Origin of the sequence: Blastopirellula sp. J2-11 (assembly GCF_024584705.1) — a bacterium.
GTDB lineage: Bacteria > Planctomycetota > Planctomycetia > Pirellulales > Pirellulaceae > Blastopirellula.
Genome location: NZ_CP097384.1, coordinates 2,415,124 through 2,439,545, shown reverse-complemented (window position 1 = coordinate 2,439,545; position 24,422 = coordinate 2,415,124). Strand labels below are relative to the sequence as shown.

The following is a 24,422-nucleotide window of genomic DNA, read 5'->3' as shown; positions in this document are numbered from 1 at the left end:
TCCGTTGAGGAATGAAGCAGGAGGGGATGAAGCCATCACAACAGCAGAGGGCGCGACGGAATGTTATTCCGAAAGCACCTCGCCGCCGTCACGACTAGCGGCCGCTTTGTACGTCGCGATGTCGATCGTTTCGCTATAAAAGCTGACCGAGCCATCGCAACTCACGAAGAGGGCGCCGCCGGGGTGATTGCTGCCGAAGCTGGTGCTCATCCATTGGCCGATGGGAACATTGATGCCGGCATCAATGTTCTTGAAACCGCCGGTCGCCGAGCGGACGATGCCGCCATTCCCGCCGCGGTACCAGGGGCGATAGTGGGCTTCGACCCCTTTCCACGAGATCTCGCCCACCATCAGCGTATTCGAAGTTCCGTCGGTGATGTCTCGAAAGCCGATATGTCCCATCTTTTCATAAAGCCCCAGAACGCCTTGCAACGCGTAGCCGCCGTAAAAATCGGGCTCGTCAGTCGGATTCTCGTCATAGCGATAGGCGGCGCCGTTAGCGGCGTTGGTTCCCTTGGGGCCGGCCACGCCGTAGTAGTGCGTCGTCAACACGCCGGGATCCGCATATTGCGCCGTGCGTTCGTCAAAGCTGGGGCAAAAATAGGCTTCAACCGAATTCTTTCCGGCGTTGTTATTTCCGCTCCAGCCCGAGGCTTTCATGTTGAATTGCTCGTAGAGAGAACCTTGCTCAATAAACGGCAAGATCTTCACCAACCACGGCAGGCCGTTGCCAATGTGCATTGCGCCGGCGGGAAACTTTCCAAACGTGTCGTGATAGTTGTGCATCGCCAAGCCGATTTGCTTGAGTTGGTTGCTGCATTGCATCCGTCGAGCGGCCTCGCGGGCCTGCTGAACCGCCGGCAACAGCAGCGCAATCAAAACGCCGATAATGGCGATCACCACCAGCAATTCGACCAACGTGAATCCGAGAAGCTTACGACGGGGGCGGCTAGGCATAAAGAGATCCTTGGCATGCGAAGTATTTAGGGAGGGCGCAGAAGGCGCATTTTAATAGTTACTTCAGAGAGACGCGACGATTCTCCCGATATTTGCAGAAAAACATGCTCTTTATTTTTAAAAGAAGTCGCTAGAGCCGCTTCTTCCAGAATGCCATCTCATCCGTCTGCGGATCTCCCCCTACAAACCCGCAGCGCCGGTAGAGTCGCCGCGCCGGGTTGTCGTAGCGGACTTCTAAGGTTAGATACGAGCAGTCATTCTGTTTGGCGATGCGCGTCATTTCGTCGAGCAAAGCCTGGCCAACGCCGCGCCCGCGATGGTCGGGATCAACCGCCAAGTCATGGACATTAATCACCGGGCAAGCTGAGAAGGTCGAGAAGTTGTAGAAGCCGTTGGCCAGACCGACGTATTGACCATTCTCTTCGGCCAAGAGACCGACGAAGGTGGGAAAGTTTTTCAGACGCTCGATCAGGTGGTCGTGGACTTCGACCAGCAGCGGCTTGCCGCCCCCCATGACGTCGAGCGCGTATTGCTCGAGCAGGCGCATCAGCGCGGCGGCGTGCTGATCGTTGTGCAGGTCAACGACATGGACCTTGCCAGCGAACGGCGCCGGAGATGAAGCAGCGGGCATCGATTACTCTCCCGCGTTGTCGAAGTCGAGATCCTTCCACTTCATCGCACGACGGAAAGGCTCGATACGAAGCATTACTTCGCCGTTCTGGAAGACGCGAACCGTGCCGTTCGATTCGCTGACCACGATCGCGATCGACTTCGTCTTTTTGCTAATTGCGGCGCCGGCCCAATGTCGGGCGCCCAGTCCTTTGGAAAGGGTCACGCTGGCGGAAGAGACGTCGACCAAGCGGCAAGCCGCTTCGACCACGCCGTCGGCGTTGATGATAAATGCGCCGTCCAACTGGGCGATCTCTTTGATCCCCTCGCGGACGCGTCCGTCAAAAATGCTGCGTTCTTTGCGATTGTAACCTTTGATCGGATCGAAACCGCTCGCAACGCTGTGATGCAGCACTTTGCGATGGTCGCCCACCACAAACATGGTGCCGACCGGTTTCCCCTCGCGGCCTTCGCGGCCGATGTCGACCGCCAGATCGATCACATGCTTGAGCGTCTCCAGCGGCACGCTGGTCTCCAAGCGGCGGAGATCGCGCGAAGTCAGGCGGCCGAGATGCTCAGACAGACGAACCAGGCTGATCGTGTCCAACCGCGACTCGTCGAACCCGCTGTAGAGCGCCACGACCGACGCGCCTGTCGCGATAATATCGTCGGCGACCGATTCAACCAGCGCGTGGGTCAGCTTTTCCAGAATCGGACTTTCGTCCAATTCGACGACGATCGGCATCAGGCCTGCTTCTTTGGCGCCTTCGAGGGCCTCCTCGTTATCGGCGGCGATAATCGTCTTGGTATCGCCGACGCCGGCTTTGATTTGATCCCATTCGCAAACGCCCTCTGCGAAAATGAGCAATGCGTCGGCTTCGGCTTGCTTCACCAGCGCAGCGCCGATCCGGAGAAACTCTGCGAATTGCTTGGTGAATTTCTGTTGCTTCATCCGTGGCGGTCAGTTCGGCAATTCGCCGAGTGAGATGTGCAGGCCCAAGGCCAAGTGCGATCGTGAAAGCATGGTAGAAAAGATCGCAGACCTAGGCAACTACGTCGACCGTCGGAAATCATGATCTGCGCTGTGATTAAGGCAATTTCGTCGCGACTTCGGCGCTGCGATGCCCTGGAGGCGTGTTGAAGACGCGTTGGTCATAGATCGCCAGAGCGTGCAATCCGTGTCCGAGCGGTCCAATGCTCCAGTCCATTCGAGGATTTTTCTCGAGGATCGTGGCCAAGTAGTCAATCGCTTTTTGCATTTTGGGCGTGGTCAGTTCTTCGTCGGTCAGCGAATAGGCGAGCCATTCGGCGATATGCCCTGTCGTTTGCAGTCGACGCTGCAAATCGGGCTTCGCGGCGCGACCTTCAAACCACTCCGTGCTGAAACTGCCGTCCGGATTTTGCAACCGAAACGTGTAAGCGTAGTAGTCGTCCAGAAAAACCTTGGCTCGCTTCCAGTGCCCGTCCATCGGCTCACCCGAGAGTTCTCGTTTGCGAACCGCGTAGGAAAATCCCATCAGCCGATGCGTTCCGCCACACGCGGCGCCGATCACCGGCTGACGCAATTCCTCGTCAATCAGGCGTTCAATCGTCCAGGTTTGGCCGTCGTCACTCTTCCACGTAGCGTCCACCGGCAAATAGTAGGCCAACGAAATCAGCTTGAAGGTCAATTCACTAGCAGGACGGCACGTCTCCTTTTCAAACTCGATCAGATCGGAGATATGAAAAACCTCGTTGCCAACGCGAACTTCATACGACGGCGTAACATAGCTTTGGGCGAGCATCGCTAAAAATTGACCATGATGCCCTTGCACGCCGGGCCCTTGGCGAGCCCCCAAACGTCCTCGGTCAACATAGAACAGATCGTAGCCCTTGCATTTGCCGTTCCAGCAGAGCCAGCCGATTGCGTTGACCGAGCGGTTTTCACGACCGCCGGTGCGGACATGCGCGTCCACGCCATACGGCAACATGCCGTGCATCGTCGCCCAGACGTTTTCTTTCGCGACGTCGATCGGCTTCTTGTAGTAGTAGTCCAGCACGCGGTGGATTTTGCTCCGCAAACGGACTTGTTCGGCGGTAAGCTTTTTCCGCGGGGGAGCTTCCGGCGATTCTTCGGCCGGCATCTCTTTTTCTGTGGGGACCAAATCTTTGGCGGGAGCCGTGTCCGACAGCTTTTTGGGCTCCATTTCGGTCATCGGCATATCGAGCGGAATTTCCATCGGCTCGATCGAGCGCGACGATGCTTTGGGCTCGGATGCTTTGGGCTCGCTTTTCATCGATTCGGCGACGCCTGTCCCAATCTCGCTCGGCTGCTGGTTCAACGGCAACAGTTTGAGCATCGGCTCTTCGGCGGCTTTCGCTGCGCGTTGTTCTTCTGCCGTCAGCGGAGCGATGGGAGCGGGAGTGTTATTAAGCGGAGGAGCAGCTTTCTCCGCGCCAAATCGCAAAGCGATTCGCAGCACTGGAGCATCCAGACGCAGCGTCGGAACTGAGATTTCTGTCACCGACCCATCCGAGTTAGCTGGCGCTTGCAGTCCCGGACCGTCCGCCGCCCAGCAGGGCGCGCAAAAGCAAAAAATTGCCAGAAGTGTAAATAACGTCAAAGGTTGTCGCATCATCCGTGCCCTGAGTATCTGTCGAAAGTTTGCCGATGGGGCAAACTACGCTTTGCTGCAATCGCCTTATTGCAGCTTGGCATACGCAGTTTTCGGACGCAACCGCGAATTGAAATCAGGTCGATTCGCGCCGCGCCAATCCTTTTCACAATCGAGGGGACCTTCGTCCGCAGAAACCACACATCCGGGCCTGGCAGGCAAGGTTGCCGAAGTCCGAATGAGCGAACGAATCAGCATGTCCCGAAGCCGGGCTACCGCATAAAGGAGGGAATCAACCAACTTGTCATGCTGACGTCCTCAGGAGGGGCTGGATTTTCGCCCATCGCATAAGCCTCCCATTTTGACGCGTCACCACCATAGTCGACTTGGCTATGCTCGCGCAGCGACTGGATCGCCACATAGCGGAGCGCCGGATCACGATCCTGCACCGCCGGCAACAATGCCTTGCGAGCTTCCGGCGAATCAAATTGTTCGAGCGCTTTAGCGGCGGCAAGTCGGACGTCCAGCTCGCGATCGCGGACGATCAAGTCTCCCAACTCTGCGATGGCTGTCGGATCTTTGCCGACCACCATCGTTTCGACCGCCATTACACGCACGCGCGTTTCCGAATCATAAAGGCCGCTGCGCAAACCTTCATGAGCCGCAGGCGTCTGGAGCGTCGCGAGCGCTTTCAGAATTTCAATCCGCAGCAGCGGATCTTGCTCGTCTTTGATCTGCTGCGTCAGCTTATTCGCGGTCAGCTGTTTTTCGGAGTCACTCATTTCCTCGGCATAACGCGTCATCCGACGAATTTCGTCACGACGCTGCGTGGGATTCGGTCCATATTTCGCCAGTTCGGCGGGGTCATCTTTGATTCCCCAGCCGAAAGGGCTGCGAATAGCGCCGTTTTTGGTGCAACCGAGCACGAGTATTAATAGACAGATTGCAAAACTGGCCGACTTCATCGTTGCCCTTCGAAGGATTTTCTAGCTATTTTTAGGTCGCAGGGACGCGAGACGATAGCAAATTGAGGAGGAGTCGCCTAGACGAATCCAACTACCGCTAAAACCGCTACCCAAGCGTGAAAATTGTTCTTTTCCACGCTTCGCATCCCCCGTCAAAACGTGGTAGGCTTTCCACTTAGGGCTTGCAGCAAAGTCGAAAGGGACAATATTCCCGATTCGGCGACGAATACCATACGACGTTACCGCCTTATTCGCTCATCTGCCGGGGGGAGTTCAATTGGTCGATCCCAAACAACATGCAAGCAATCGGGGCGCGATCGAAACGATCCTGCGCTACATTCCCGGTTTTAGCGGTTACCTAGAAAAAGAGTATCGGCGCGATGCGGATACTCTCACCCGAAAATGGCTCGCTGATCGCCTGGATCGAGCGAAATCGCCGCTGGATACGTATGGACGCATGCTTGTCGATCTCGGCCAGATTGACCAGCTCCCCATGATTGACCGTCTTCGCGCCAAACTTGACACGGCGATTGGTCGCCTGCGCGGCGCGATGCCGGGCTACAGCGGTTTCTTTGACTTTGTTCAAATCGGCGAAGATCAATTGGATGATCTCTACGACTACGACGGCAGTTTGATCACCACAGCCGATACCGTCGCCGGCACGATCGAAAAATTGCCGGCCTCCAGCGAACCGCCAGCCGTTGCGCTGCCGCCGCTGATCGCCGCGGTCGACTCGATGCTAGCGAAACTGGACGAACGCGAAAACATCCTGAAGGGAATCGGAACAGAGCCGCCGGCCCAGTAAGGGATCCTCGGCGCCGAGCACTTCGACGGAATAAGCAACACGAGGGGGAAACGCAATGGGTATCCGACTAGAAGTCATTCAATATTTTGACGAAACGAATCGCTCGCTCGTCCATCGCGAACCGCCCAGCGGTTCGGCCGACATTAAGTACGGCGCGCAGCTGATTGTTTCCCAAAATCAGGAAGCGATCTTCTTCCGCGACGGCAAGGCGATGGATACCTTCGCCCCCGGTCGCTATACGCTGACGACGCAGAACCTGCCGCTGATCACCAGCATTCTCACGATTCCGTGGGAGAAGTCGCCGTTTCAGTGCCAAGTCTACTTCTTTGGCAAACAGACCTTCCTGGATCAAAAATGGGGGACGCGTCAACCGATCACGGTCCGCGACGCCGACTTTGGCATGGTCCGTCTGCGCAGCTTCGGCAAGTTCTCGTACCGCATTAAAGATGCGGCGCTGTTGCTGAACACGCTGGTCGGTACGCAAGGAAAATATACGACCGACGAGGTGACGTCATTTTTGAAAGATGTGATCGTCGCGCGGCTGACCGATCTGCTCGGCACGTCGAAGATCAGCATGCTCGATTTGCCGGCCAAGTTTGATGAGATCGCCGCCGGCACGCGCATCAAAGTCGCGGAAGACTTCGCCAAATATGGGCTGGAACTGGCCGACTTCTTCATCAACGCAATCACGCCGCCGGAAGAAGTGCAAAAGGCGATCGACGCGCGCAGCAGCATGGGCGCGATCGGCGACTTGCGCGCCTTCACCATGTACCAGGCCGCCAACAGCATGTCGAAGATGGCGGAGCAGGGGGGGGGAACCGGAAACAACGCGATGGGAATGGGCATGGGCGCCGGTTTCGGCATGATGATGCCCGGAATGATCCAGCAATCGATGCAAGGTCAGGGGCAGCCGCCGATGGCGCCGCCGTCTGGTCCGACGACGCCGCAGCACCCCCAGCAACCGCAACAAGCCGCGTCGATGATGGCCGCTTCCGGCGCCGGCGCCGCGATGGGAAGCGCCCTATCATTTGACGATTTGGCTCCGGCGGCAGCGGCCCACAAGGTCGACCCGCAGCAACTGGTTCAAGCGGTCGCGCAGTCTAACTCGTGGAGCATGGCCGAAGATGGCGATGCTTACGTGGTCACCGTCCCGATCGGCAGTCTGCGAAAACAAAACGTCCATATCTCGTTCGACCGAAAAGATGATGACGGGCAAAGCCTGATCACGTTCCAGTCGTATTGCGGCCCGGCGACCGAACGTAACGCCGTTGCGTTGCTCCGCTATAACACGAAGATGATTCATGGCGCTTTCGCCTTTGTCACGACGCCGGCCGGTGAGATGATCACGGTCCAAGCGAACGAGTTGGCCGATACGGCCGACGTGTTCGGACTGACGCGCGTCGTCACCGCCATCGCGTGGCAAGCCGACAAGGTCGAAGAAAAACTGCTTGGCACTGACGAAAATTAACGCGTTCCGCCCTTTGCTCTCGGCCCTCGCGTGAAGTTCCGTCTCCTTGTTATCGTCTTGGTGCTATTGATCGCCGCTGGACTGCTTGCGGTCGGCGGCGATCGTCTGACGTTACGCCTGGTGGGCGCTTCCGCATGGTTGGCGATCGGCGCCGCAGTGATCGCGTTGCCGATCGGATCGCTGCTGGCGATCGTATTGGCGCGACTCGCAATTCCCGGCCGTTGGCTCGCCCAAGGGCTGCTGACGCTGCTGTTGTTTCAACCGCTCTATCTCACTTGCGGCGCCTGGCGCGCCGCGTTCGGCCCGCAAGGTTGGCTGCAGGATCAAATCGGCTCGGCCGCAAATCCCTATTTGCTGGATGGTTGGCTCGGCGCGATCGTCCTGCATGGGATCGCGGCGATCCCGTGGACCTTCTTCTTTGTTAGGATGCAATTGGCGACCAGCGCGCCGGAATTGGAAGAAGATGCGTTGCTCGATAGCTCCACCACTTCGACGCTGCTGAATGTGACGCTGCGCCGCGCTGCTCCCGGCGTTTTGATCGCGGCGCTGTGGATCGGCGTCGTAGCGTTTGGTGAGATGACCGTCACCAGCATCTGCAACGTGCGAACTTACGCCGAGGTCCTCTTTACCGGCATCACCTTGGGCGAAGCAGTCGATCAAACGTCGCTGCCGGTCTGGCCGGCGGTGTTAATCACGTTGCTGATGACGCTCGTCGCAACCTCCTTGGCCGCGCAATTGACGCCTGCCGCTACGACCAGCATGCCGACCAGGCCGCCCACGTTTCCGTTGCGTCCCGCTTCCAAGTTCGTCGTCTCTACGATCGCCTGGCTAGCGGTCGCTCTGCTGTTTGGATTGCCGATCGGCGCTTTTGTCTACAAAGCGGGCCTGATCGTCGACGTCACGAACGGCCATGTGCTCCGCAGTTGGTCCGCCGCAAAACTTGTAGAATTAGTTTTCGCGTCTGTCGACAAATACTCGGGGTTGTTTCAATGGACGTTCGCCCTGGGGGCCGTCAGCGCCGCGGCGACGCTGTTGATCAGCGTCAGCTTGGCCTGGTTCGCATCACGTCGTCCGTTTGGCCAGGGCATGATCGCAACCATCGCCGGCATCTTGTTTGGTATTCCTGGTCCGATCATCGCACTCTCGCTGATTTGGCTGTTGAATCGTCGCGAGTCGCCGCTGTTGATTTATTTTTACGATCGCACGATTCTGGCTCCGGCGATTGCGCTGGTGATCATCAGCCTGCCGATTTGCATGTTACTGCTGTGGCATCTTTTTCGCGTCGATGCCGGCGACTTGGACGAAGCGGCTCAGCTCGAAGGTTACGGCCCTTGGCGGCGACTCTGGCGCGTCGGCGTAATGCGACGCCCGGCGGTGTTGGCCGCGACGTTTTTGTTGGCTTTTGCGCTGGCGACCAGCGATGTCACCGCTTCGTACCTGGTCACTCCGCCGGGCGTTGACACTCTCTCGCGCACGATCTTCGAGATGCTGCACTACGGCGCCGAGGATAACGTCGCCAGCTTGTGTCTGATCAATCTGGCCTTCTCGGCGACGCTGGCGGTGATAACGATTATGCTGCTCAGACCTGCATTTCGCTCGGCTCAGTCATGACGAGTGAGAAGTAATCGTCGTCAAAACCGACGTTTCGCAGCGATCTTTGCTTATACTGAAACGATGAACTTCGCACGCAACTTATCACCTGTTCTGGTGCTGCTCGTCTTCATTTCGGCCGGCGGCATTTCTGCTTCGGCGGAAGATACGCTCACTTTTCGTCAAAATGAAGTAGAGGTCACCAAGACCGGGCGCGTGATCGCAAACGCCGATAGCGGCGTTATTCTTGAAACGCCAGACGGCATGATGTGGCCGATCTTGGCCGACGATCTGATCACGGCGAAGCAAGACCCCGGCGAGTTTGCGTTGCTTGAGAAGAAAGCGTTGACCGAGCAACTGTTGGCCGAGTTGCCTGCTGGTTTCGAGGTGCATGAAACCGCGCACTATCTGATCTGCTACAACACGTCGCGAGCGTACGCCTACTGGTGCGGCTCGCTTTACGAACGTCTCTATCGCGGCTTCGTCAACTATTGGAAACAGCGCGGCGTCAGCCTGGTCGAACCGACGCAACCGCTGGTTGCCGTCATCTTTGACAACAAACAAAACTACGCCGCCTACGGCAAAGCGGAGTTGGGAGACGCGGCCGGCTCGATCATCGGTTACTACAGCATGCATACCAATCGCGTTGCGATGTATGACCTGACCGGCGTCGACGCGGTGCGCTCGGTCGGCTCCAGCCAACGCGACATCGCGCGGATCAACAACATTCTCGCACGTCCCGAAGCGACCTGGCTGGTGGCGACCATCGTGCACGAAGCGACGCATCAACTCGCTTACAACTGCGGGCTACAGATCCGCCTGGCCGACAATCCGGTCTGGGTCAGCGAAGGGCTGGCGATCTATTTTGAGACGCCTGACCTATCGAGCTCTCGGGGTTGGCGCGGCATCGGCGAAGTCAATCGGATTCGCCTGCCGCAAGCCAAACGCCTGGTCCAGCGTCCCGGCGGTCAAATCGTCGCGGATCTGTTGGTCAATGATGATCAATTTCGGAAAGCCGAAACGGCGCTCGACGCCTACGCGCTTAGCTGGGCGCTCAACTACTTCCTACTCAAGCGATATCCCGACGCGTATGTCAACTATCTGAAACATCTGTCCCAGCGTCGCCCTTTGTACGATCCTCCACGCGAAGAACGCATTGCCGAGTTCCAAAAATTCGTCGCGAGCGACTTGACCGCATTCGAAGCGGAGTTCCGTAAATTTATCGCTGGTTTGCGCTAGGGCCTGTCGTTTGTGCGCGCCGTGAAAAGAAACGCGGAAAAACGCCCCCCACCCACCCAAAATCGAATAGCGATTTCTGGCGTATCGATCTAGAATCGAAACTTACCCATACCCTGCGTCTCCAACCGAATGAAGCGTTCTCACCTCATGAGACGCCGTCGCCTGCCAAAGGAGCTTCTTTTTATGCCGAATGAAAACAGCACTCCCAACTCCGATACGCGTCGTGAGTTTCTCCGCAAATCGGCCGCGATCAGCGGCGCCGCCGCGGTCGGCAGCTTGAGCCTGGCTCGTAGCGTTCACGCCGCCGGCGATGACACGATCAAAGTTGCGTTGATCGGTTGCGGTGGTCGTGGTAGCGGCGCCGCCAAAAATGCGACGATGGGCGACCCCAATTTGAAGGTCACCGCGCTGTGCGATATCTTCCCCGATGTTCTGACGCAAGCGCGCGAACGTCTGACCCGCGCCTTGGGCGATCGCTTGGAAGTGACCGACGACACTTGCTTCTCTGGCTTTGACGGCTACAAGCAAGTGATGGAAACCGATGTCGACGCCGTGTTGCTCTGCACGCCGCCTCACTTCCGTCCGGCCCATCTGCGAGCCGCGATCGAAGCAGGCAAGCATGTTTTTTGCGAAAAGCCGGTCGCCGTCGACGGCCCTGGTTGTCGCCATGTGTTTGAGACGGTTGAAATGGCGCGTCAGAAAGACCTGAGCATCGTGAGCGGACTTTGTTGGCGTTACGCTCCGATGGTCCAAGAGACCGTCGCCAAAATCAAAGAAGGCGCGATCGGCGATATCGTCTCGATTCACGAGACCTATCTGACCGGCACGCTCTGGTATCGCCAACCGACGTCGGAATGGACCGAGATGGAAAATCAGGTTCGCAACTGGACCTATTACACTTGGCTCGCCGGCGACATCATCGCCGAGCAGCACATCCATAGTCTCGACAAGGCGCTCTGGTTGAACGACGATGCGGCGCCGCTCGCTTGCGAAGCGGTCGGCGGACGCCAGGTTCGCACCGAAGAGAAATGGGGCAACGTCTACGATCACTTTGGCGTCTCGTACGAGTTCCCCAATGATGTGAAGACCTTCTCTTACTGCCGCCAGATGGCCGGTTGCCACAACGACGTCAACGACTACGTCTATGGCACCAAAGGCAAGGCGCAAATCCTCAGCGGCACGGTCACGCCGAACGAAGGCGAAGCCTGGAAGTACAGCGGCAAAGGGGGCAACATGTATGACCTAGAGCACAAAGCGCTGTACGAAGGAATGCGCTCTGGCAACGTTATCAACAACGGCGTCTACATGACCCGCAGCACGTTGATGGCCATCATGGGCCGCATGGCCGCTTACACCGGCCAAAAGATCACTTGGGACATGGCGCTCAACTCGCAGGAAGACATGACCCCGAAGGCGTACGAATGGGGCGATGCTCCGACTCCGGTCGTCGCCATGCCGGGCAAGACGAAATTCGTCTAACAGTCTTCCAGCAAAACTCCACGAAAAGAAAAGCGGGCCCTCGGGTCCGCTTTTTTTATGCATATCGCCCCAAATGCTGTCGAGAATGCCAACTTCTCGCTACTCTGCATAATTCGTGGCCGCAATCCGAGGGATTCGCAATCTAGGTTTGTAGTAGAAGGCCCTCCGGAAACGTCTAGCAGAGCAGAGAAATCGTTATGGCGCAAATCAATCACAAGGTGACGCTCGTCGTCGAACGTAAGTCGGATGACTGCATCAAAGTGGCCCGCAAAAACGGCGTGAGCCGCGTTCGCCTGTGGAAGAAAGTCCGCCCCGGCGACCACTACAAAGTCGAACTTGCCGATCAATCTGACGTCCGCTTCCTGAGCTTCGAAGAGATTAACGCGATGCAGGAAGGGGAGAACTTGCTGGAGTTTGAAGAGCGGAGTTGCTAAAGACATCCCTCACGCATCCCCCCTATCTTTCTTCTTAGCCCGCTGCGCAAGCGAGGGAAAATCGCTCGGCGATTCCAAGGTGGATCGAAGTAGTCAACCATATTTCCCTCGCATGCGCAGCGGGCCACGAAGAAAGATGCCAGCCAAATTTTTTGAGTGCCCTCTTTCGCTTAACGCCAAAAGTTGCACCAGCGATCTTAAAAATCCGGCGTCAAGATCTCATCCGGCGGCACGACCTTCTTCAGTCGGCAGCTAGACGGCAGCGGTTTCGGCTCGAGATCGGCAATCCACTCGGCGACTTCTTCAACCGTCGTCACGGTTTTCACTTCGGCAGGCAGACCGGGGATCTTGAAGCGACCTCCCAGCAGCGCAATCACTGGACGACCATATCGCAGCGCCAGACAGACTTCGGCGGCGGTTCCTTTGGTGCCGGGAAGCGCGACGACGATATCAGAGCTGAGGATGTTGACATGGTTGCGGCTGGCGACCTGCATTCCCTCGTAACCGGTTTGCGGCAGATGGGTGTAGATCGGGATTTCGACAAACTCGTTGGGGTAGTGGAGACGGCGCGAGTAAGATCCGCCGGATGCGTCGCCGGGGATGATGCCGATCACGCGGCCTGCACGATCTTCGACGTGATAAAACGATTCGCTGACCGCTTTCATCTCTCCACCGCCGCCGCCGGTCAGCAAGTTGTATCCGGCTGCGGCAATCCAGGCGCCCAATTCTTTGGCCAGATCTCCGTGCACTTTTTTCCCCGATCCCATCACGCCGACAACCGGGATTCGTCCTCTTCCGTCACTGCTACTCATACGCTAAATGCTTTCTGGGCGAGGGGGGACCTCACCGGACCTCAATGTCACTTGATAACGCTAGAGATCAAGATAACAGCAGTCGGCTTTCATTTCTGCGGGCCGAATCAGAAATTAATAGAACAGAACAAGCGTTTCGGCTAGACCGGAAGCGGAGACGGTGAGACATGTCGCGGCCCATATCGACATCAGCCGCACGGCGTTAGCCGCGGTTTCTGACAGGAACTCATTGTCGACGGAAAATTGGAGACAAAAAACCGCGGCTAACGCCGTGCGGCTGATTTTGTGGGGGGAGGAAGCCGGAGCGAAAGGGGACGATTTGTTCAGCTTGCTGAAAAACGCTCTAGACCGGCTGGCGGCCGCGGGTAAAGCGAAGCTGGTCCGGCTCAAACTCGATTCCCCCCAGCATGTTCGTGTAGGCGTTGCTCATAAAGCGGACGAAAAAGCTGGTGAGCGGCCCGGGGAAAATCTTCAAAGGGGCGTCCTCGCAACGGTGATAAAGTTGGACGATTCCCCACTGGTCCGGTTCTCCCTCGGTCCACCAACAGTAAAGATGCCCATTTTCGTCGCTTCCCCAGGGAAACAAACCAGGGCGCTCGGGGTGCAGAATATACTCGTGTTCACAAGCTGCTTGCAGTTCGGCATAGCGTGACAGATCTGCGCAGACCTTGTCTCGACCTTCCTGGGTCAGCAGATTCGCGACGACGAGACCTCGCTGGAACTCGCCCGAACCGTAAGTCTCGATAAACTGTTTGTAGTCGGTCGGAAACGTCAAACCAAACTGCTGTTCGGCGATTGCCCAATCGCCTGAGGTATCGACCGCTGCGGCCGGAGGTGGAATGAAGTTGAGAATCTCTTCCAGGGCCATGGCTGCGTCTCCACTGACAAGAGTATCGGACCGGGGGAACTCTAGCCCAGCTTTAATTCCGACTCGCAGCGGCGGATCGCATCGCTCACATGAATCGCAGAATCGGAAAGCTGCAAGCTCTTCGATTCTTTGATCCACAGGTTCACTTTTTTCTCGGCCGAGATCACCGTGCTGTGACTCTTCCGATGAAAGAACTGACAGATGTCTGACAACGCGGCCTTCGTATATTTACGGGCCAACCACATCGCCAACATCCGGGGATGACTTGCCTTGCGTGATTTACTGGGGCTACGCAGTATTTTAGCGTCGATCCCGAACGACTTGCAAACCACCTCTTCGATATCGGCCAGACGCACGATCGGCGTGCAGGCTCGCACCATGTCGGCCAACGCATTCTCGGCCATTGCGACATCTACAGGGCGGTCCAAAGACATCGCAGTCGCCCATAGCCGATTCATCGCGCCCGACATCAAGCGGGCGTCGCCCGGCAAATGATCGGCCAGCCAATCCAGCAAACCGCGCGAAGCGTTCATATCGCGAGCGGCGCACAGCTTCTCGGCCATCTTGCGGCGCGTGTCACGATCGATCTCGTGGACTTCGCAAACCAGACCGCCAGAGAAGCGAGCGATCAACTCGGGGCCAAGGGCTGAAAGTTCGGTCGGGCGTTTGTCAGCGGCCAGCACCAACTGTCCGCCGCGACGCGTAATCGAATCAAGCGTATGCAGCAGTTCGGTCCGCGTGGCGCGTTTGCCGGCGAAGAACTGCACGTCATCGATAATCAACAAGTCGGCGTCACGATACTTGCGGCGGAAGTTCGCCACGCCAGAACCGTTCAAAGCGTCGAGAAAATAGGTCGTAAATTGTTCGGCCGAGAGATAAACGACCCGTTCAAACTTCTTGCTGCGGCGCGCCTCGCCGTAGATTCCTTCTAACAGGTGCGTCTTGCCTGAGCCTTGCGGTCCGCAGATGAACAGCGGATTGATCTCGCCGGGGCGGTTCATGATCATCGACGCGGCGGTCGACGCGAACTTGTTGCACTCGCCGACGATCAGCTGTTCGAGCGAAGAAAATTTGCGACGGCGGCTCAGCTCTTGGCGAGCTTCGACCTTACTGACCGGAGCGGCCCCTGCGACGGACGAGCCAACTTTTTTTCCGGGTCGTTGACCAGACGTGTCCGCCGAGACGCGATATTGAATCACAGTGGAGCCGGGCATCGTAGCGGCGACTGCAGCATCAATCTGTTCGCGGAAATTACGACGGAGAAAATCAATCGTAAACTGACTCGCCGCTTCGATGAAAAGCTGGTCGCGATCCAATCGGAGCTGCGCACTCGAATTGAACCAAAGATCGAATCGTTCCTGCCCAATGCGCTCGACTAGCGAGATGCGCAAAGCGGACAGGGTGTCGAGATCGATGTCTTCCATGACCACAGGCTGACTCTTTCAGCAGGCTACTAGCTGCAAACCAAAGCAGTTTGCACGACGGGGATTCCACGACCATTGGTCGGAACTCTTAACATTGACTGGAGCACGATTTTAAAGCTGCTAGCACGAGTGTCAAACCACTGAACGGCTGCTTCGAGATAAAAAAGAGAGGAACCTAGGTCGAGCGATTCCTGCGGTCGTTTTTTTCCGCAGTTTTGACGATCCACGCGCCGCTGGAACCGAACATCTTTTTTTCGCGGTTGCGTGGATAACTTGTTAAAGATCGACCGGCGGCGAGCCGCAGAAAATGCAGCGCCGATTTTTACTCGGTTCCAACGTCTGCAAGAGTCGCGACTTACGTCGCAGTAGGCGCAGTTTCAGAAATTAGAGCCGCATCCCTCATGCGGCCAACCATCAATCGCCGCGTTTCATAGCCGAGAAAACCGCAAGCCGAATAGCTGCGGATCGCCGGCTCGTTCCGTTGGTCGACCGCTAAAACCAAGCGATCAATCCCACGCTTCTGGGCCTCGGCAAGCGCCAGTTGCACCGCCGCTTTCCCAAGACCACGGTTACGCATTTCAGGGCGTAGCCCCAAGTAGACGATTTCCAAATGTTGGAAGTCGGGAGTAGGAGCCAGAATCATGACGCCGATCGGTTGTCCGTTGAACTCCAGTCGTTGCCAAAGTGACAACTCAAACGCGCCCGTGTCGCGATATCCGGCAATCACATCCTGAATCGGGCGCAAACCGTCAAACTCGGGGCAATCGAGCGTGCCTGGATAGGTAGCGATTAAGTCGGGCGCCGCGTCTTCGGTTTGAGCAAACGGAACGCCATTTAACTCTGGCTGCGCTAAATCGGCACGAGACTGGGCTGTCTGGAGAAACAGATACTCGAGATTGGTGACCGACTGGAAACCGGCTTCTTCCAGCAAACGTTGGTCGCTAATCGCATCTGTTGCAATGAGGCTTTGAGCAATGGAGATATCAAGACCAGCTAGATATTTGGCGACCGACTGTTGCAACAATTTCGCCACGGCAGGCGATTCGCTTGGCATCACGCGAGCAGGCCAAACGGTCGCAAAACGCCCCGGCTGTTCGGTCCCCCAGACGGCGCCAACAATTCTCTCCCCACGGCGAGCGACAAATAAACCGTCAAAGCTTACTTTTCCCTGCCGCTGGGACTGGAGAATCGCCGCCAATCGACCTGCCATCGCTCGGCGCATTCCCCCCCCAAACACCATCCAGATGGCGGCGCCATAGCAGGCAGGATCAGCAACTTCGACGGTCAGCATGTCTGTAGAAATTCTTTGCATCGGTGCAGAATACCCCAAATGGCCCGAGTGAGTCATTATCGGTTTCGGCGGAAGAAGCAGGAAATACTTTGCCGCAACCAGGGCTTGTAGGTAACAATAGGGGATAAGCAGTACCAATATTACCCCTTTCGATCGACTCTAGCGGTGGGGAGTCACCTATGCGAACCCTCATTTTGACCTTAGCGGCCCTGTTGGCGATTCCCAGCTTCGGGCACGCCCAAACGGCCTTGGACCAACTCCAAAATCTGATTCGCCCCCCGGGCGATCCGGCGCCAACTCCGGCGCCCGCCAATCCTGGTTACCTGGGCGCGACGCTCGATAATCTTCCTGACAACGCCCCAGGCTCCGGCATCATCGTCTTGAAAGTCAATCCAGGCGGTCCAGCTGAACAAGCCGGCCTGGAAGCCGGCGATCGCGTCGTTTCGCTCGAAACCGTGGCGGTCACAAGTCTCGATCAGTTCGCGCGCTTGATGCGCAATCAGGTTCCCGGCTCGCGAATCAAGATCACGGTCGAGCGAAACGGAGAGCCGCAGGCGATCCTGGTCACGCTGGGCAAACGCCCCGCCGCTCCAGAAATGTTGCCGCCCCCGGCCAGCAGCAATCCTCCCGCGACCGGCAACAACAACAATCCGCTTGATCCGCTCGGCCTAGAAGAGAACAGCAACCCGCTTCCGCCTCCGGCGAACCCGCGACCGGCCCAGCGCGGCAAATTGGGGGTGCGGGTCGTTCCGGTGACTGATCAGTATCGAGAAGCGACCGGCACGGCGGTTCGACGAGGAGCCGTGGTCGAAAGCGTATCGCCTGGCGGCGCCGCGGCGTTCGCCGGAATTCCGGTCGGTTCGGTCATTGTGGCGCTCAACAATCGCCGCGTGAATGAGCCGCAAGATCTACTTTCGATCTTGTCGACGATGCCCGCCGATCGTGATGTGCCGATCAACTACTACGTCGGCAATCGGATGCTGCAATCAAACGTTCGCCTGGACGGTCAGCCGCCGACCCTGGTCAATGAGACCCCCAATTCGCCGCAGGTTGGCCCATTCTCCAATCGACCAGCGATGCAGATGCTGAACCGAGCGCTGTCGGAATTGGGCGCGAACCCGATTCCGTCGGTTCAAGATCAAACCGAAAACGTTCAACTGCGCAACCGCGTCGCTGAGCTGGAAGCGGAAGTCGCGCGACTGCAACGACTGGTCAATCAACTACAAACCGAAAACAACGGGCTCTAAACCAATCGTGACATGCTCTTGCGGCGTCTTCGTCGCAAGAGCATGTCACGAATGCGGATGGCGAAGTTTTTCGGCGTCCTACGGTTTCCCCCAACGCTGCGAGTTCTTCGCCTCTTCGACCGTTTCGGTCATCTGCGGGCTCAGTCCATAGTAGCGTGACGGGCGATTGATCTCGAGCGCCACATTCAAACGCGTATGCGGCTGCGACGCGTTGATGACGGTCGCGTTACGCAGCATCAAAACGCTGGTCGGATCACCGTTCCATTTCACCAGGTAAAGCCCGGCGTCGAGCGTTGGTTCGTGCTTAAAGCCAAAGTGCCGGGTCAGCATCTCGACCAAACGACGCTCATCGCCGGTCGTTCCATGAAACGTAATTCGCTGCACATGTCCATCTCGATCAAAGTAATAGGTGATCGAGCCGGCCAAGTCATCGTACTGCGATCCGGTCACCAACGGCGCGCGAAGCCCTTCCAAATTCAAATCGGCCAGCGCGGTGGAAACCCGGGGCCAACGCGTCGCTACCCAACGCGAGTCCGCGTTGAAGTTGAAGACTTCCATAAAGTCTTGCACCGGCGGGCCGGCGACTGGCGCGTTCAGCGCATCGCTGCCGGTCAGCGACGGCGTCATGAATGGGTTCGGCTGCTCGGGCGGTATTTCGTGCGACGCCGGAGCTTCGATCGACGCGACCGGCTTCTCGGCGGTTCCCCCTTGTTCGCCCGACGGGAGATAGCCGCTCGCTTGCGTCCAGATCGACTCGACCGTTTTACGGGCTTCGGGATTGTAAAACGAATAGGGGCCGCCGAAGCACGCGGCCATAATCGCGGCGTAAGTCAAATTGCGGCGGATCATTCGATTCTCTCCTCTCGCAGAGCGGTTCCTCCTTCGGTATCGACATTTGCTAGCGATTGCCCCCACACGAACGCCGCCCGAGCGCGCGACCGTCATTCCCGGCGAAGCTTTCCAGGCTAGAATGTTCGTTTCTTTCGTTATCCCCACCAAGCGTCATGTCCGCCGAATCTGCTGAAATCGAGGATCTTCACTGGCTCGTCCGTGAAGAGGCGGCCGAAATCCTCGCGACGTTCCCCAAGCCGGAACTCTCGCTGCCGCAGTTGTCGCAACTTCGCCGCGAGCTTGGCGCCGAACGCGCCACGCTGATCGCCGAACAGCTTGAGCTGCGCCAGCGCGGCCAAACGAAGTTCTCCCGAGCCGACGAGATGTTTTTCACGCGCGTCGGGCTCGAACAAGCGACTGACGAAGTTCTCGCGCGGTACAAAGCCAAGCGTTTTGCCGCAGGCATTCAAATCGCCGATCTGTGCTGCGGCGTTGGCGGCGATCTGTTGGCCCTGGCCGCGGGCCGCACAGCAACCGGCGTCGATCATTCGCCGCAGTTAGCCTTGTTGGCGCAAGCCAACTGCGCCGCGTATGGTCAGCGGATCACCACCGAGAGCGCCGATGCGGCCGCAGTAGATCTGGCGACCTATGACGCTTGGCACGGTGATCCCGATCGCCGAGCGACCGACCGACGGACCACGCAATTGGATTCGTTTTCTCCCTCGACCGAACAACTGGTCGGAATGCTGCAGCAGAACCCGAACGCGGCGATCAAGTTGGCGCCGGCGACGCATGCGCCCGAGGCCTGGCTTGCTGCGGCCGAACTCGAATGGATCAGCAGTCGTCGCGAGTGCCGGCAGTTGGTCGCCTGGTTTGGCGACTTGACTCCGCAGCCAGGCTCACGCCGCGCTACGCATGTTGATCGCGACGGCGTCGCGCACAGCTTTGTCGCATCAGGCGAAACAGCGTTGCAAGTTGCGGCGGAGGTCGGCGCGTATGTGATGGAGCCTGGCCCGGCGCTGTTGGCGGCGGAACTGGTCGACCATTTCGCAATCGAGCACCAACTGGGACGCCTCTTACCGCGCAGCGTTTATTTGACCGGAGACGCGCCGCTGGCGACTTCGCTCGTCGCGCAGTTCCGCGTCCGCGAGTTGTTGCCGATCGATCGCAAATCGCTCACCAAAAAGCTGCGAGAGCAGGGGATTGGCCGCGTCGAATTGAAAGTCCGCGGGCTCGACATTCGCCCCGAATCGTTTCTGAAAAAGCTAAAACTAGCAGGCGACAGTGTGGCGACCATCATTCTGACGCCGACCGCCAGCGGCAATCGGGCCATTCTTTGCGACCGAGTTTGAGTCTGTCTATACTTTGTGCCTACGGATATAGGACAGTCCATGGAGCTCTGACGCGTTGATGGCCGACTTCGATCAAGACGAAAATCCCTTTGCGTCGCCGCAGATCACCGAGCCGATGACCGTCGTCTCGCAGACGCCGAAAGCGGTCCACCATGACGAACTGCCGTCGCGTTGGCTCCGGCTTGGCGCAGCGCTGATCGACTCGATCATCCTGCTAGTTATTTGCATGCCTGCCGCGATCGTCATGATCTTGATCCTTGGCAGCTTAGGAGACGCGAATGCGTGGTTGATTCAGATCCTCAGCAGCATTATCGGCTTTGTGATCGGCGTGATGGGGCATTTGCTGGTGAACGGATATTTGCTCGCTTATTATGGGCAAACGGTCGGCAAGTATGCCTGCGGAATCAAGATTGTTCGCTACGAAGATCAAGAGCTGACGACGCTCGGCCATCTGATGTTGCTGCGTTATATGCCGATGACGCTGCTCGGACAGATCCCCTACATCGGCATCGTCTTCACGCTGGTGGACGTACTGATGATCTTTAACGCCGAGAAACGCTGCATGCACGATTACATCGCGGGGACGATTGTGGTGAAAGCGTAGTAGAACGCGTCCCAACAAATTTCACGATGAACACCATAGCCCGCGGCGATATTTTTAAAGTCGAAGTCGAAGTTGCGTTTTTTCAAATCGATTCAACACTAGTGTTCTGTCAAACCGCTATTTTCGGCTTCCACGAAATCAGCCGCACGGCGTTAGCCGCGGTTTCTGTTACCAATTGTCTTTCGCAAATGAGTTCCCTTCAGAAACCGGTGCTAACGCACTACGGCTAATAAAATCATGGCGCCTGAAAATTGTCGCGTGACAGAACACTAGCCCGCTGCGCCAGCGAGGGAATATGCTCGCTACTTCACTCCGAGTTGGTATCACCAAGCGTATTCCCTCGCTCGCGCAACGGGCTAATGTGACGATTTCTCATTGATTCCGACCCCGTTTTTCCGTTCTTCATCCGGGGCCTGGTCGTGTTCTAATCTTCCTGCAAATAGCGCCTTCAAAACTTGCGCCGCGGACTACGGTGAGGATTCATTCGCACGGAACGAATGGCCAGCGCATAAAAAAGGGAGCGTAGAAACGCCCCCTGGAATTCGACATTCGTTCTTCAGAACCCAACTATTCCAAGACCGATTTCTCATGCTTCGGTTTCGCCGGGGTCGGCACGCCGGCGGTGCGGACCGGTTCGGTCAGCAGTTCTTCCTGCATGCGGCCCAGGAACTTCATCATGCTCGCTTCGCCTTGGAAGCCGATGACGGTTTCGTCCATTTCCAGGTCTTGGCGAATGATGCGTCCCTTGTCGATGTCAAACTTGATCTTGCCGTTGGCCAACTGCTGAATCAGCTCGACCTTGATTTCCGGGTTTTCGATCGGGGTCAAGATCTGCGTCTTCATGTCGATCGTCGCAACGCCGTTGGAAACCGTCTCAAGGGTGAACAGCTGCCGCGTCTTCACCTTCTTCAACTGTTGCTTCGAGGTCCGAATTTGCACGTCGGTCGGCGAATCCCATTTGGCGCCGATTTCGACCGGCTCTTCCGGCAACACGACGGTCACCTGATTGAACGGGGCCGTGGCGCTCTCTTGCAGTTCTTCCCGTTCGACCAACAGGCCGTTCTTGCTGATCGTAAATCGCGAGAGCGGCACGCCGACCGATTTGGCGGCTCGCTCAAAGATCGGGGAAGGGGGTTCTTCCGCACTGCTGTCGTAGACCTGCTCCGGTCGATCGGTCACCTTGTTCCACATGTTCAGATCTTCGATCGAGTGGACCAGCGTGATGTTGCCGTCGTCGTCGATCTTTTCGACCTTCCAGTTTTTGGTCGAAGCGGTCCGCGACTGGGCGGTTTGCTGATTACCTTGAATCTTGGTCTGCACATTCACCAGGTGAGTCACCTTGCTGCGCAGAACGTCTCCTTCGGCATATTTGTACTTCAGGTCGTACTTTTCGTCGGCGGTTGCGACCGTCGCCAAAGTTGCAGTAAGAACCAGACCGAAAAATCCATTTCGCGTCATCTCGGGCATCCTTGCGTTGAATCTGCTGCGGGAACGACCGACTAGCGGCCGTTATCGATTCTCCCTCCCCAACCTAATTTCTCGCGGAGGGTTCGATAGTAATTATGACTTGCAATCGCGATTCGTTTAAATCGCTGTTCGGCTCGATCGACCACGACTCGCAGTTCAGGAGTAAGCCGCGCCAGTACACGGCCGTCGACGACGACCGACAGGTTCGCTTCGGCGCCGGTCACGCGAATCTCGTAGGTTCGCTCGGCCGTATCGACCACCGGACGGACCGTCAACGTATGGGGACTAATCGGCGAAACGACAAACGCATGCAAGTCGGCTCGCAAGATCGGCCCACCTGCCGACAGGTTATGGGCGGTCGACCCAACCGGGGTGCTGACGATCAAACCGTCGCAGTTATAGGTGGTCGCCAATTTTGAGTCAACGTAAAGATCGATCGTTTGGATCTGAAACGGCGGCCCCCCGAGAATCGCCGCCTCGTTCAGCCCGATCGCCTCGCCGATCAGGTCTTCTCCCTCAAAAACGCGGCAGCGGAACATCATATGCTCGATCACCGAGCATTTGCCGCAGCAGATGTTGGGCAACTCGGCGCACATCTCTTCGGGCGAAAATTCCGCCAGAAACCCAAGTTTGCCCATATTCACGCCCGCCACCGGCACTTGACGATGCCCCATACTGCGCGCCGCCGCCAACAGCGAGCCGTCACCGCCGAGCACGATCGCGAAATCGGCGTCAATCTCCGAGAGTTCGGACTTCCAGTCGAGATCGACATGCACCAGCTCGGCGTACTGCGGAATGATCTGCTGCAGTCGGACCGCTTCTTCGCGCACGTGCTCTCGATCGCCGGCGCCGATCAGCATAACCCGCGGCTTCCGGTCGTCCGCCAGCCATAGGGGCTTGCACGGCGATGGTGGTTGGAGATTTGGCATACGGCTATCTTCCGCTGCCGGAAAAGGAGAAACAAGCCGCTTATTGTCGGGAATAACGAATGTCGAGATCGGAATGTCGCATGAAGGCCGGAGATTCTGGACAACCCGAACACCAGCCCCTTGCGGCAATCCAAATCAAAGTCGAATGACTCCTCTGAATCGTGAGCATCCGCTCTCTTCAACGGCCTAATCCTCCATCCCATCCGTCGCTACAAGCATGCAACAAACACCATCCGTAGTAGGAATGACCGCCAATTCGCAAAAAAACACACCCAAATTGAGAACAGCGCAAGTAAACCCCGTAAACCTGACCCAAGAGGACGTTTTACGCCTTTGAAGCAAGTGGCCCACTCAATAGAATACCTTTCCACGCTGTTTTGATGAACAACGTGCATTCTCTCGTCATTCTTCTATTTCTCCTCTTCCATGAGAGCTGGTCCCATGAAACTTCGTGCTCATCACCGGTCGGGCTTTACCCTGGTCGAACTGTTGGTCGTGATCGCTATTATCGGCGTCTTGATCGCCTTGTTGTTGCCGGCGGTGCAACAAGCGCGAGAAGCGGCTCGGCGGATGCAATGCAGCAACCATCTGAAGCAGTTGGGTCTGACGATCCACAACTTTCATGACACGTTCGGCTATCTGCCGCCAGCTGCGTTGGGCAATGAGTACGCCAGTTTTTATCCACTGATCATGCCGTACATGGAACAGCAGAACATCGTCGAGCAGATCGATTTGACGCAAAAGATGACGACCGGTGACAACTACACGTTTATCAACTCCGACGCGGCCGCGGTCCCCGGGCTGCTGTGCCCCAGCCGCCGCAGCGGAACGTCGATTTCGGTGCTGGGCGCCGCGACCGACTATGCGATTACCGGTAACCGAGAAAGCAGCGATGATTGTGATCGTCTCGATGGAGACAATGCGACGCCTAGCTTGCACTACAGCGCGTTGATTTTGGCCAAGGGGGGAGCCGAGGACGGCAGCGGGCGTTTTGTCGGCTGGAGATCGCAAACGTCGTTCGCAAGCATCACCGACGGTTTGTCGAACACGTCGATTCTGGGTGAGAAGTATGTGCCGGTCAGCCGGATCAACGCCCACGCCAACGCCGGCGACGGGACGTTGTACTACTGGCACATCGACGACTGGAAAACTTGGATGATCATTCGCAACTCGAAGTTCCCCATGATGCGTGGTCCCGATATTACCGATGATAATACCGATTATCGTAAGAGCTTTGGCAGTCTTCACCCCGGCATCAGCCAGATGCTAATGGGGGACGGCAGCGTCAAGAATGTGGCCGTGAACGTTAACCCAGAGTTTACTTTGCTGATGGCTGACCGCCGCGATGGTCGCGTGAACAACTACGACCAATAAGAGTCGCAGCGGCAGTTTCCCATCGTCGCGCCCCGGCGTACGAAGCGACTTCGACGCCGGCGATGATGACTCGCACTCCACGT

General features: G+C 57.4%; 22 protein-coding genes. 10 read left to right on the top strand and 12 right to left on the bottom strand.

Annotated features, from left to right (window positions below; genetic code table 11):
- Positions 1–63 precede the first annotated feature (63 nt).
- From M4951_RS10010 to M4951_RS09990, 5 genes are all read right to left on the bottom strand, one after another.
- Positions 64–957 carry a DUF1559 domain-containing protein gene (locus M4951_RS10010; RefSeq protein ID WP_262026343.1) on the bottom strand — a complete coding sequence of 298 codons (894 nt, stop codon included), beginning with the start codon at positions 955–957 and terminating at the stop codon, positions 64–66.
- A 130-nt stretch (positions 958–1,087) separates the two neighbouring features.
- The gene (locus tag M4951_RS10005) at positions 1,088–1,588 is read right to left on the bottom strand and encodes a GNAT family N-acetyltransferase (protein WP_262026342.1); all 501 of its coding nucleotides are present in this window, start codon (positions 1,586–1,588) and stop codon (positions 1,088–1,090) included.
- A 3-nt stretch (positions 1,589–1,591) separates the two neighbouring features.
- Positions 1,592–2,518: a DNA integrity scanning protein DisA nucleotide-binding domain protein gene (locus M4951_RS10000; protein ID WP_262026341.1), complete on the bottom strand. Its 927-nt coding sequence runs from the start codon at positions 2,516–2,518 to the stop codon at positions 1,592–1,594.
- 136 nt (positions 2,519–2,654) lie between these two features.
- Entirely contained in the window at positions 2,655–4,070 is a 1,416-nt protein-coding gene (locus M4951_RS09995) for a hypothetical protein (RefSeq protein ID WP_262026340.1), read from the bottom strand.
- 362 nt (positions 4,071–4,432) lie between these two features.
- Positions 4,433–5,125, bottom strand: coding sequence for a HEAT repeat domain-containing protein (locus M4951_RS09990; RefSeq protein ID WP_262026339.1), 693 nt, complete (start codon positions 5,123–5,125; stop codon positions 4,433–4,435).
- Between the two features lie 277 nt (positions 5,126–5,402).
- Here M4951_RS09990 and M4951_RS09985 point away from each other — a divergent pair, with 277 nt between their 5' ends.
- The 6 genes from M4951_RS09985 to M4951_RS09960 all read left to right on the top strand — a co-directional run bounded on the left by M4951_RS09985 (position 5,403) and on the right by M4951_RS09960 (position 12,140).
- Positions 5,403–5,930 (top strand): hypothetical protein, encoded by a 528-nt coding sequence (locus M4951_RS09985; protein ID WP_262026338.1) that lies wholly within the window; start codon positions 5,403–5,405, stop codon positions 5,928–5,930.
- Positions 5,931–5,985: 55 nt separating this feature from the next.
- Positions 5,986–7,398 carry an SPFH domain-containing protein gene (locus M4951_RS09980; RefSeq protein ID WP_262026337.1) on the top strand — a complete coding sequence of 471 codons (1,413 nt, stop codon included), beginning with the start codon at positions 5,986–5,988 and terminating at the stop codon, positions 7,396–7,398.
- 30 nt (positions 7,399–7,428) lie between these two features.
- Positions 7,429–9,009, top strand: coding sequence for an ABC transporter permease (locus tag M4951_RS09975; protein WP_262026336.1), 1,581 nt, complete (start codon positions 7,429–7,431; stop codon positions 9,007–9,009).
- A gap of 63 nt (positions 9,010–9,072) precedes the next feature.
- A complete protein-coding gene (locus M4951_RS09970; RefSeq protein WP_262026335.1) occupies positions 9,073–10,227 on the top strand; it encodes a DUF1570 domain-containing protein in 1,155 nt (384 codons plus the stop codon).
- Between the two features lie 183 nt (positions 10,228–10,410).
- On the top strand, positions 10,411–11,706 hold the full coding sequence (locus M4951_RS09965; protein WP_262026334.1) for a Gfo/Idh/MocA family protein: 1,296 nt from the start codon (positions 10,411–10,413) through the stop codon (positions 11,704–11,706).
- A gap of 197 nt (positions 11,707–11,903) precedes the next feature.
- Positions 11,904–12,140 carry a hypothetical protein gene (locus M4951_RS09960; protein WP_262026333.1) on the top strand — a complete coding sequence of 79 codons (237 nt, stop codon included), beginning with the start codon at positions 11,904–11,906 and terminating at the stop codon, positions 12,138–12,140.
- 197 nt (positions 12,141–12,337) lie between these two features.
- Here the strand turns inward: M4951_RS09960 and M4951_RS09955 are convergent, their stop codons facing one another.
- The 4 genes from M4951_RS09955 to M4951_RS09940 form a co-directional block, all read right to left on the bottom strand.
- A complete protein-coding gene (locus tag M4951_RS09955) occupies positions 12,338–12,952 on the bottom strand; it encodes a hypothetical protein (RefSeq protein ID WP_262026332.1) in 615 nt (204 codons plus the stop codon).
- A 343-nt stretch (positions 12,953–13,295) separates the two neighbouring features.
- The gene (locus M4951_RS09950; protein ID WP_262026331.1) at positions 13,296–13,820 is read right to left on the bottom strand and encodes an SMI1/KNR4 family protein; all 525 of its coding nucleotides are present in this window, start codon (positions 13,818–13,820) and stop codon (positions 13,296–13,298) included.
- A 41-nt stretch (positions 13,821–13,861) separates the two neighbouring features.
- Positions 13,862–15,244, bottom strand: a complete 1,383-nt coding sequence (locus tag M4951_RS09945) for a DnaA ATPase domain-containing protein (RefSeq protein ID WP_262026913.1) — start codon at positions 15,242–15,244, stop codon at positions 13,862–13,864.
- 355 nt (positions 15,245–15,599) lie between these two features.
- The gene (locus M4951_RS09940; protein ID WP_262026330.1) at positions 15,600–16,535 is read right to left on the bottom strand and encodes a GNAT family N-acetyltransferase; all 936 of its coding nucleotides are present in this window, start codon (positions 16,533–16,535) and stop codon (positions 15,600–15,602) included.
- Between the two features lie 179 nt (positions 16,536–16,714).
- Between M4951_RS09940 and M4951_RS09935 the strand changes: the two genes are divergently transcribed.
- Entirely contained in the window at positions 16,715–17,782 is a 1,068-nt protein-coding gene (locus M4951_RS09935) for a PDZ domain-containing protein (RefSeq protein ID WP_262026329.1), read from the top strand.
- 78 nt (positions 17,783–17,860) lie between these two features.
- Here M4951_RS09935 and M4951_RS09930 read toward each other — a convergent pair whose 3' ends face one another.
- Positions 17,861–18,631 (bottom strand): DUF6690 family protein, encoded by a 771-nt coding sequence (locus tag M4951_RS09930; protein WP_262026328.1) that lies wholly within the window; start codon positions 18,629–18,631, stop codon positions 17,861–17,863.
- 155 nt (positions 18,632–18,786) lie between these two features.
- On the opposite strand from M4951_RS09930, the gene M4951_RS09925 reads away from it, so the two are divergent.
- Together M4951_RS09925 and M4951_RS09920 are read left to right on the top strand one after the other, a co-directional pair.
- Positions 18,787–19,965: a class I SAM-dependent methyltransferase gene (locus M4951_RS09925; protein ID WP_262026327.1), complete on the top strand. Its 1,179-nt coding sequence runs from the start codon at positions 18,787–18,789 to the stop codon at positions 19,963–19,965.
- A gap of 58 nt (positions 19,966–20,023) precedes the next feature.
- Entirely contained in the window at positions 20,024–20,569 is a 546-nt protein-coding gene (locus tag M4951_RS09920; RefSeq protein WP_262026326.1) for an RDD family protein, read from the top strand.
- 567 nt (positions 20,570–21,136) lie between these two features.
- On the opposite strand, the gene M4951_RS09915 is transcribed toward M4951_RS09920, so the two are convergent.
- Together M4951_RS09915 and M4951_RS09910 are read right to left on the bottom strand one after the other, a co-directional pair.
- Positions 21,137–22,027: a DUF6263 family protein gene (locus M4951_RS09915; RefSeq protein ID WP_262026325.1), complete on the bottom strand. Its 891-nt coding sequence runs from the start codon at positions 22,025–22,027 to the stop codon at positions 21,137–21,139.
- 41 nt (positions 22,028–22,068) lie between these two features.
- Positions 22,069–22,896 (bottom strand): NAD(+)/NADH kinase, encoded by an 828-nt coding sequence (locus M4951_RS09910; RefSeq protein WP_262026324.1) that lies wholly within the window; start codon positions 22,894–22,896, stop codon positions 22,069–22,071.
- A gap of 510 nt (positions 22,897–23,406) precedes the next feature.
- Here M4951_RS09910 and M4951_RS09905 point away from each other — a divergent pair.
- Positions 23,407–24,339, top strand: coding sequence for a DUF1559 domain-containing protein (locus tag M4951_RS09905; RefSeq protein ID WP_262026323.1), 933 nt, complete (start codon positions 23,407–23,409; stop codon positions 24,337–24,339).
- The last annotated feature ends 83 nt before the right edge of the window (positions 24,340–24,422 follow it).

Bases quoted from the DNA above. Each gene is read 5' to 3' on its own strand.
- M4951_RS09925 (WP_262026327.1), top strand. From the start codon at position 18,787: ATGTCCGCCGAATCTGCTGAAATCGAGGATCTTCACTGGCTCGTCCGT.
- M4951_RS09935 (WP_262026329.1), top strand. From the start codon at position 16,715: ATGCGAACCCTCATTTTGACCTTAGCGGCCCTGTTGGCGATTCCCAGC.
- M4951_RS09930 (WP_262026328.1), bottom strand. From the start codon at position 18,631: ATGATCCGCCGCAATTTGACTTACGCCGCGATTATGGCCGCGTGCTTC.
- M4951_RS10000 (WP_262026341.1), bottom strand. From the start codon at position 2,518: ATGAAGCAACAGAAATTCACCAAGCAATTCGCAGAGTTTCTCCGGATC.
- M4951_RS09965 (WP_262026334.1), top strand. From the start codon at position 10,411: ATGCCGAATGAAAACAGCACTCCCAACTCCGATACGCGTCGTGAGTTT.
- M4951_RS10010 (WP_262026343.1), bottom strand. From the start codon at position 957: ATGCCTAGCCGCCCCCGTCGTAAGCTTCTCGGATTCACGTTGGTCGAA.
- M4951_RS09970 (WP_262026335.1), top strand. From the start codon at position 9,073: ATGAACTTCGCACGCAACTTATCACCTGTTCTGGTGCTGCTCGTCTTC.
- M4951_RS09950 (WP_262026331.1), bottom strand. From the start codon at position 13,820: ATGGCCCTGGAAGAGATTCTCAACTTCATTCCACCTCCGGCCGCAGCG.
- M4951_RS09955 (WP_262026332.1), bottom strand. From the start codon at position 12,952: ATGAGTAGCAGTGACGGAAGAGGACGAATCCCGGTTGTCGGCGTGATG.
- M4951_RS09990 (WP_262026339.1), bottom strand. From the start codon at position 5,125: ATGAAGTCGGCCAGTTTTGCAATCTGTCTATTAATACTCGTGCTCGGT.
- M4951_RS09910 (WP_262026324.1), bottom strand. From the start codon at position 22,896: ATGCTGATCGGCGCCGGCGATCGAGAGCACGTGCGCGAAGAAGCGGTC.
- M4951_RS09945 (WP_262026913.1), bottom strand. From the start codon at position 15,244: ATGGAAGACATCGATCTCGACACCCTGTCCGCTTTGCGCATCTCGCTA.
- M4951_RS09940 (WP_262026330.1), bottom strand. From the start codon at position 16,535: ATGCTGACCGTCGAAGTTGCTGATCCTGCCTGCTATGGCGCCGCCATC.
- M4951_RS09905 (WP_262026323.1), top strand. From the start codon at position 23,407: ATGAAACTTCGTGCTCATCACCGGTCGGGCTTTACCCTGGTCGAACTG.
- M4951_RS10005 (WP_262026342.1), bottom strand. From the start codon at position 1,588: ATGCCCGCTGCTTCATCTCCGGCGCCGTTCGCTGGCAAGGTCCATGTC.
- M4951_RS09920 (WP_262026326.1), top strand. From the start codon at position 20,024: ATGGCCGACTTCGATCAAGACGAAAATCCCTTTGCGTCGCCGCAGATC.
- M4951_RS09960 (WP_262026333.1), top strand. From the start codon at position 11,904: ATGGCGCAAATCAATCACAAGGTGACGCTCGTCGTCGAACGTAAGTCG.
- M4951_RS09980 (WP_262026337.1), top strand. From the start codon at position 5,986: ATGGGTATCCGACTAGAAGTCATTCAATATTTTGACGAAACGAATCGC.
- M4951_RS09915 (WP_262026325.1), bottom strand. From the start codon at position 22,027: ATGACGCGAAATGGATTTTTCGGTCTGGTTCTTACTGCAACTTTGGCG.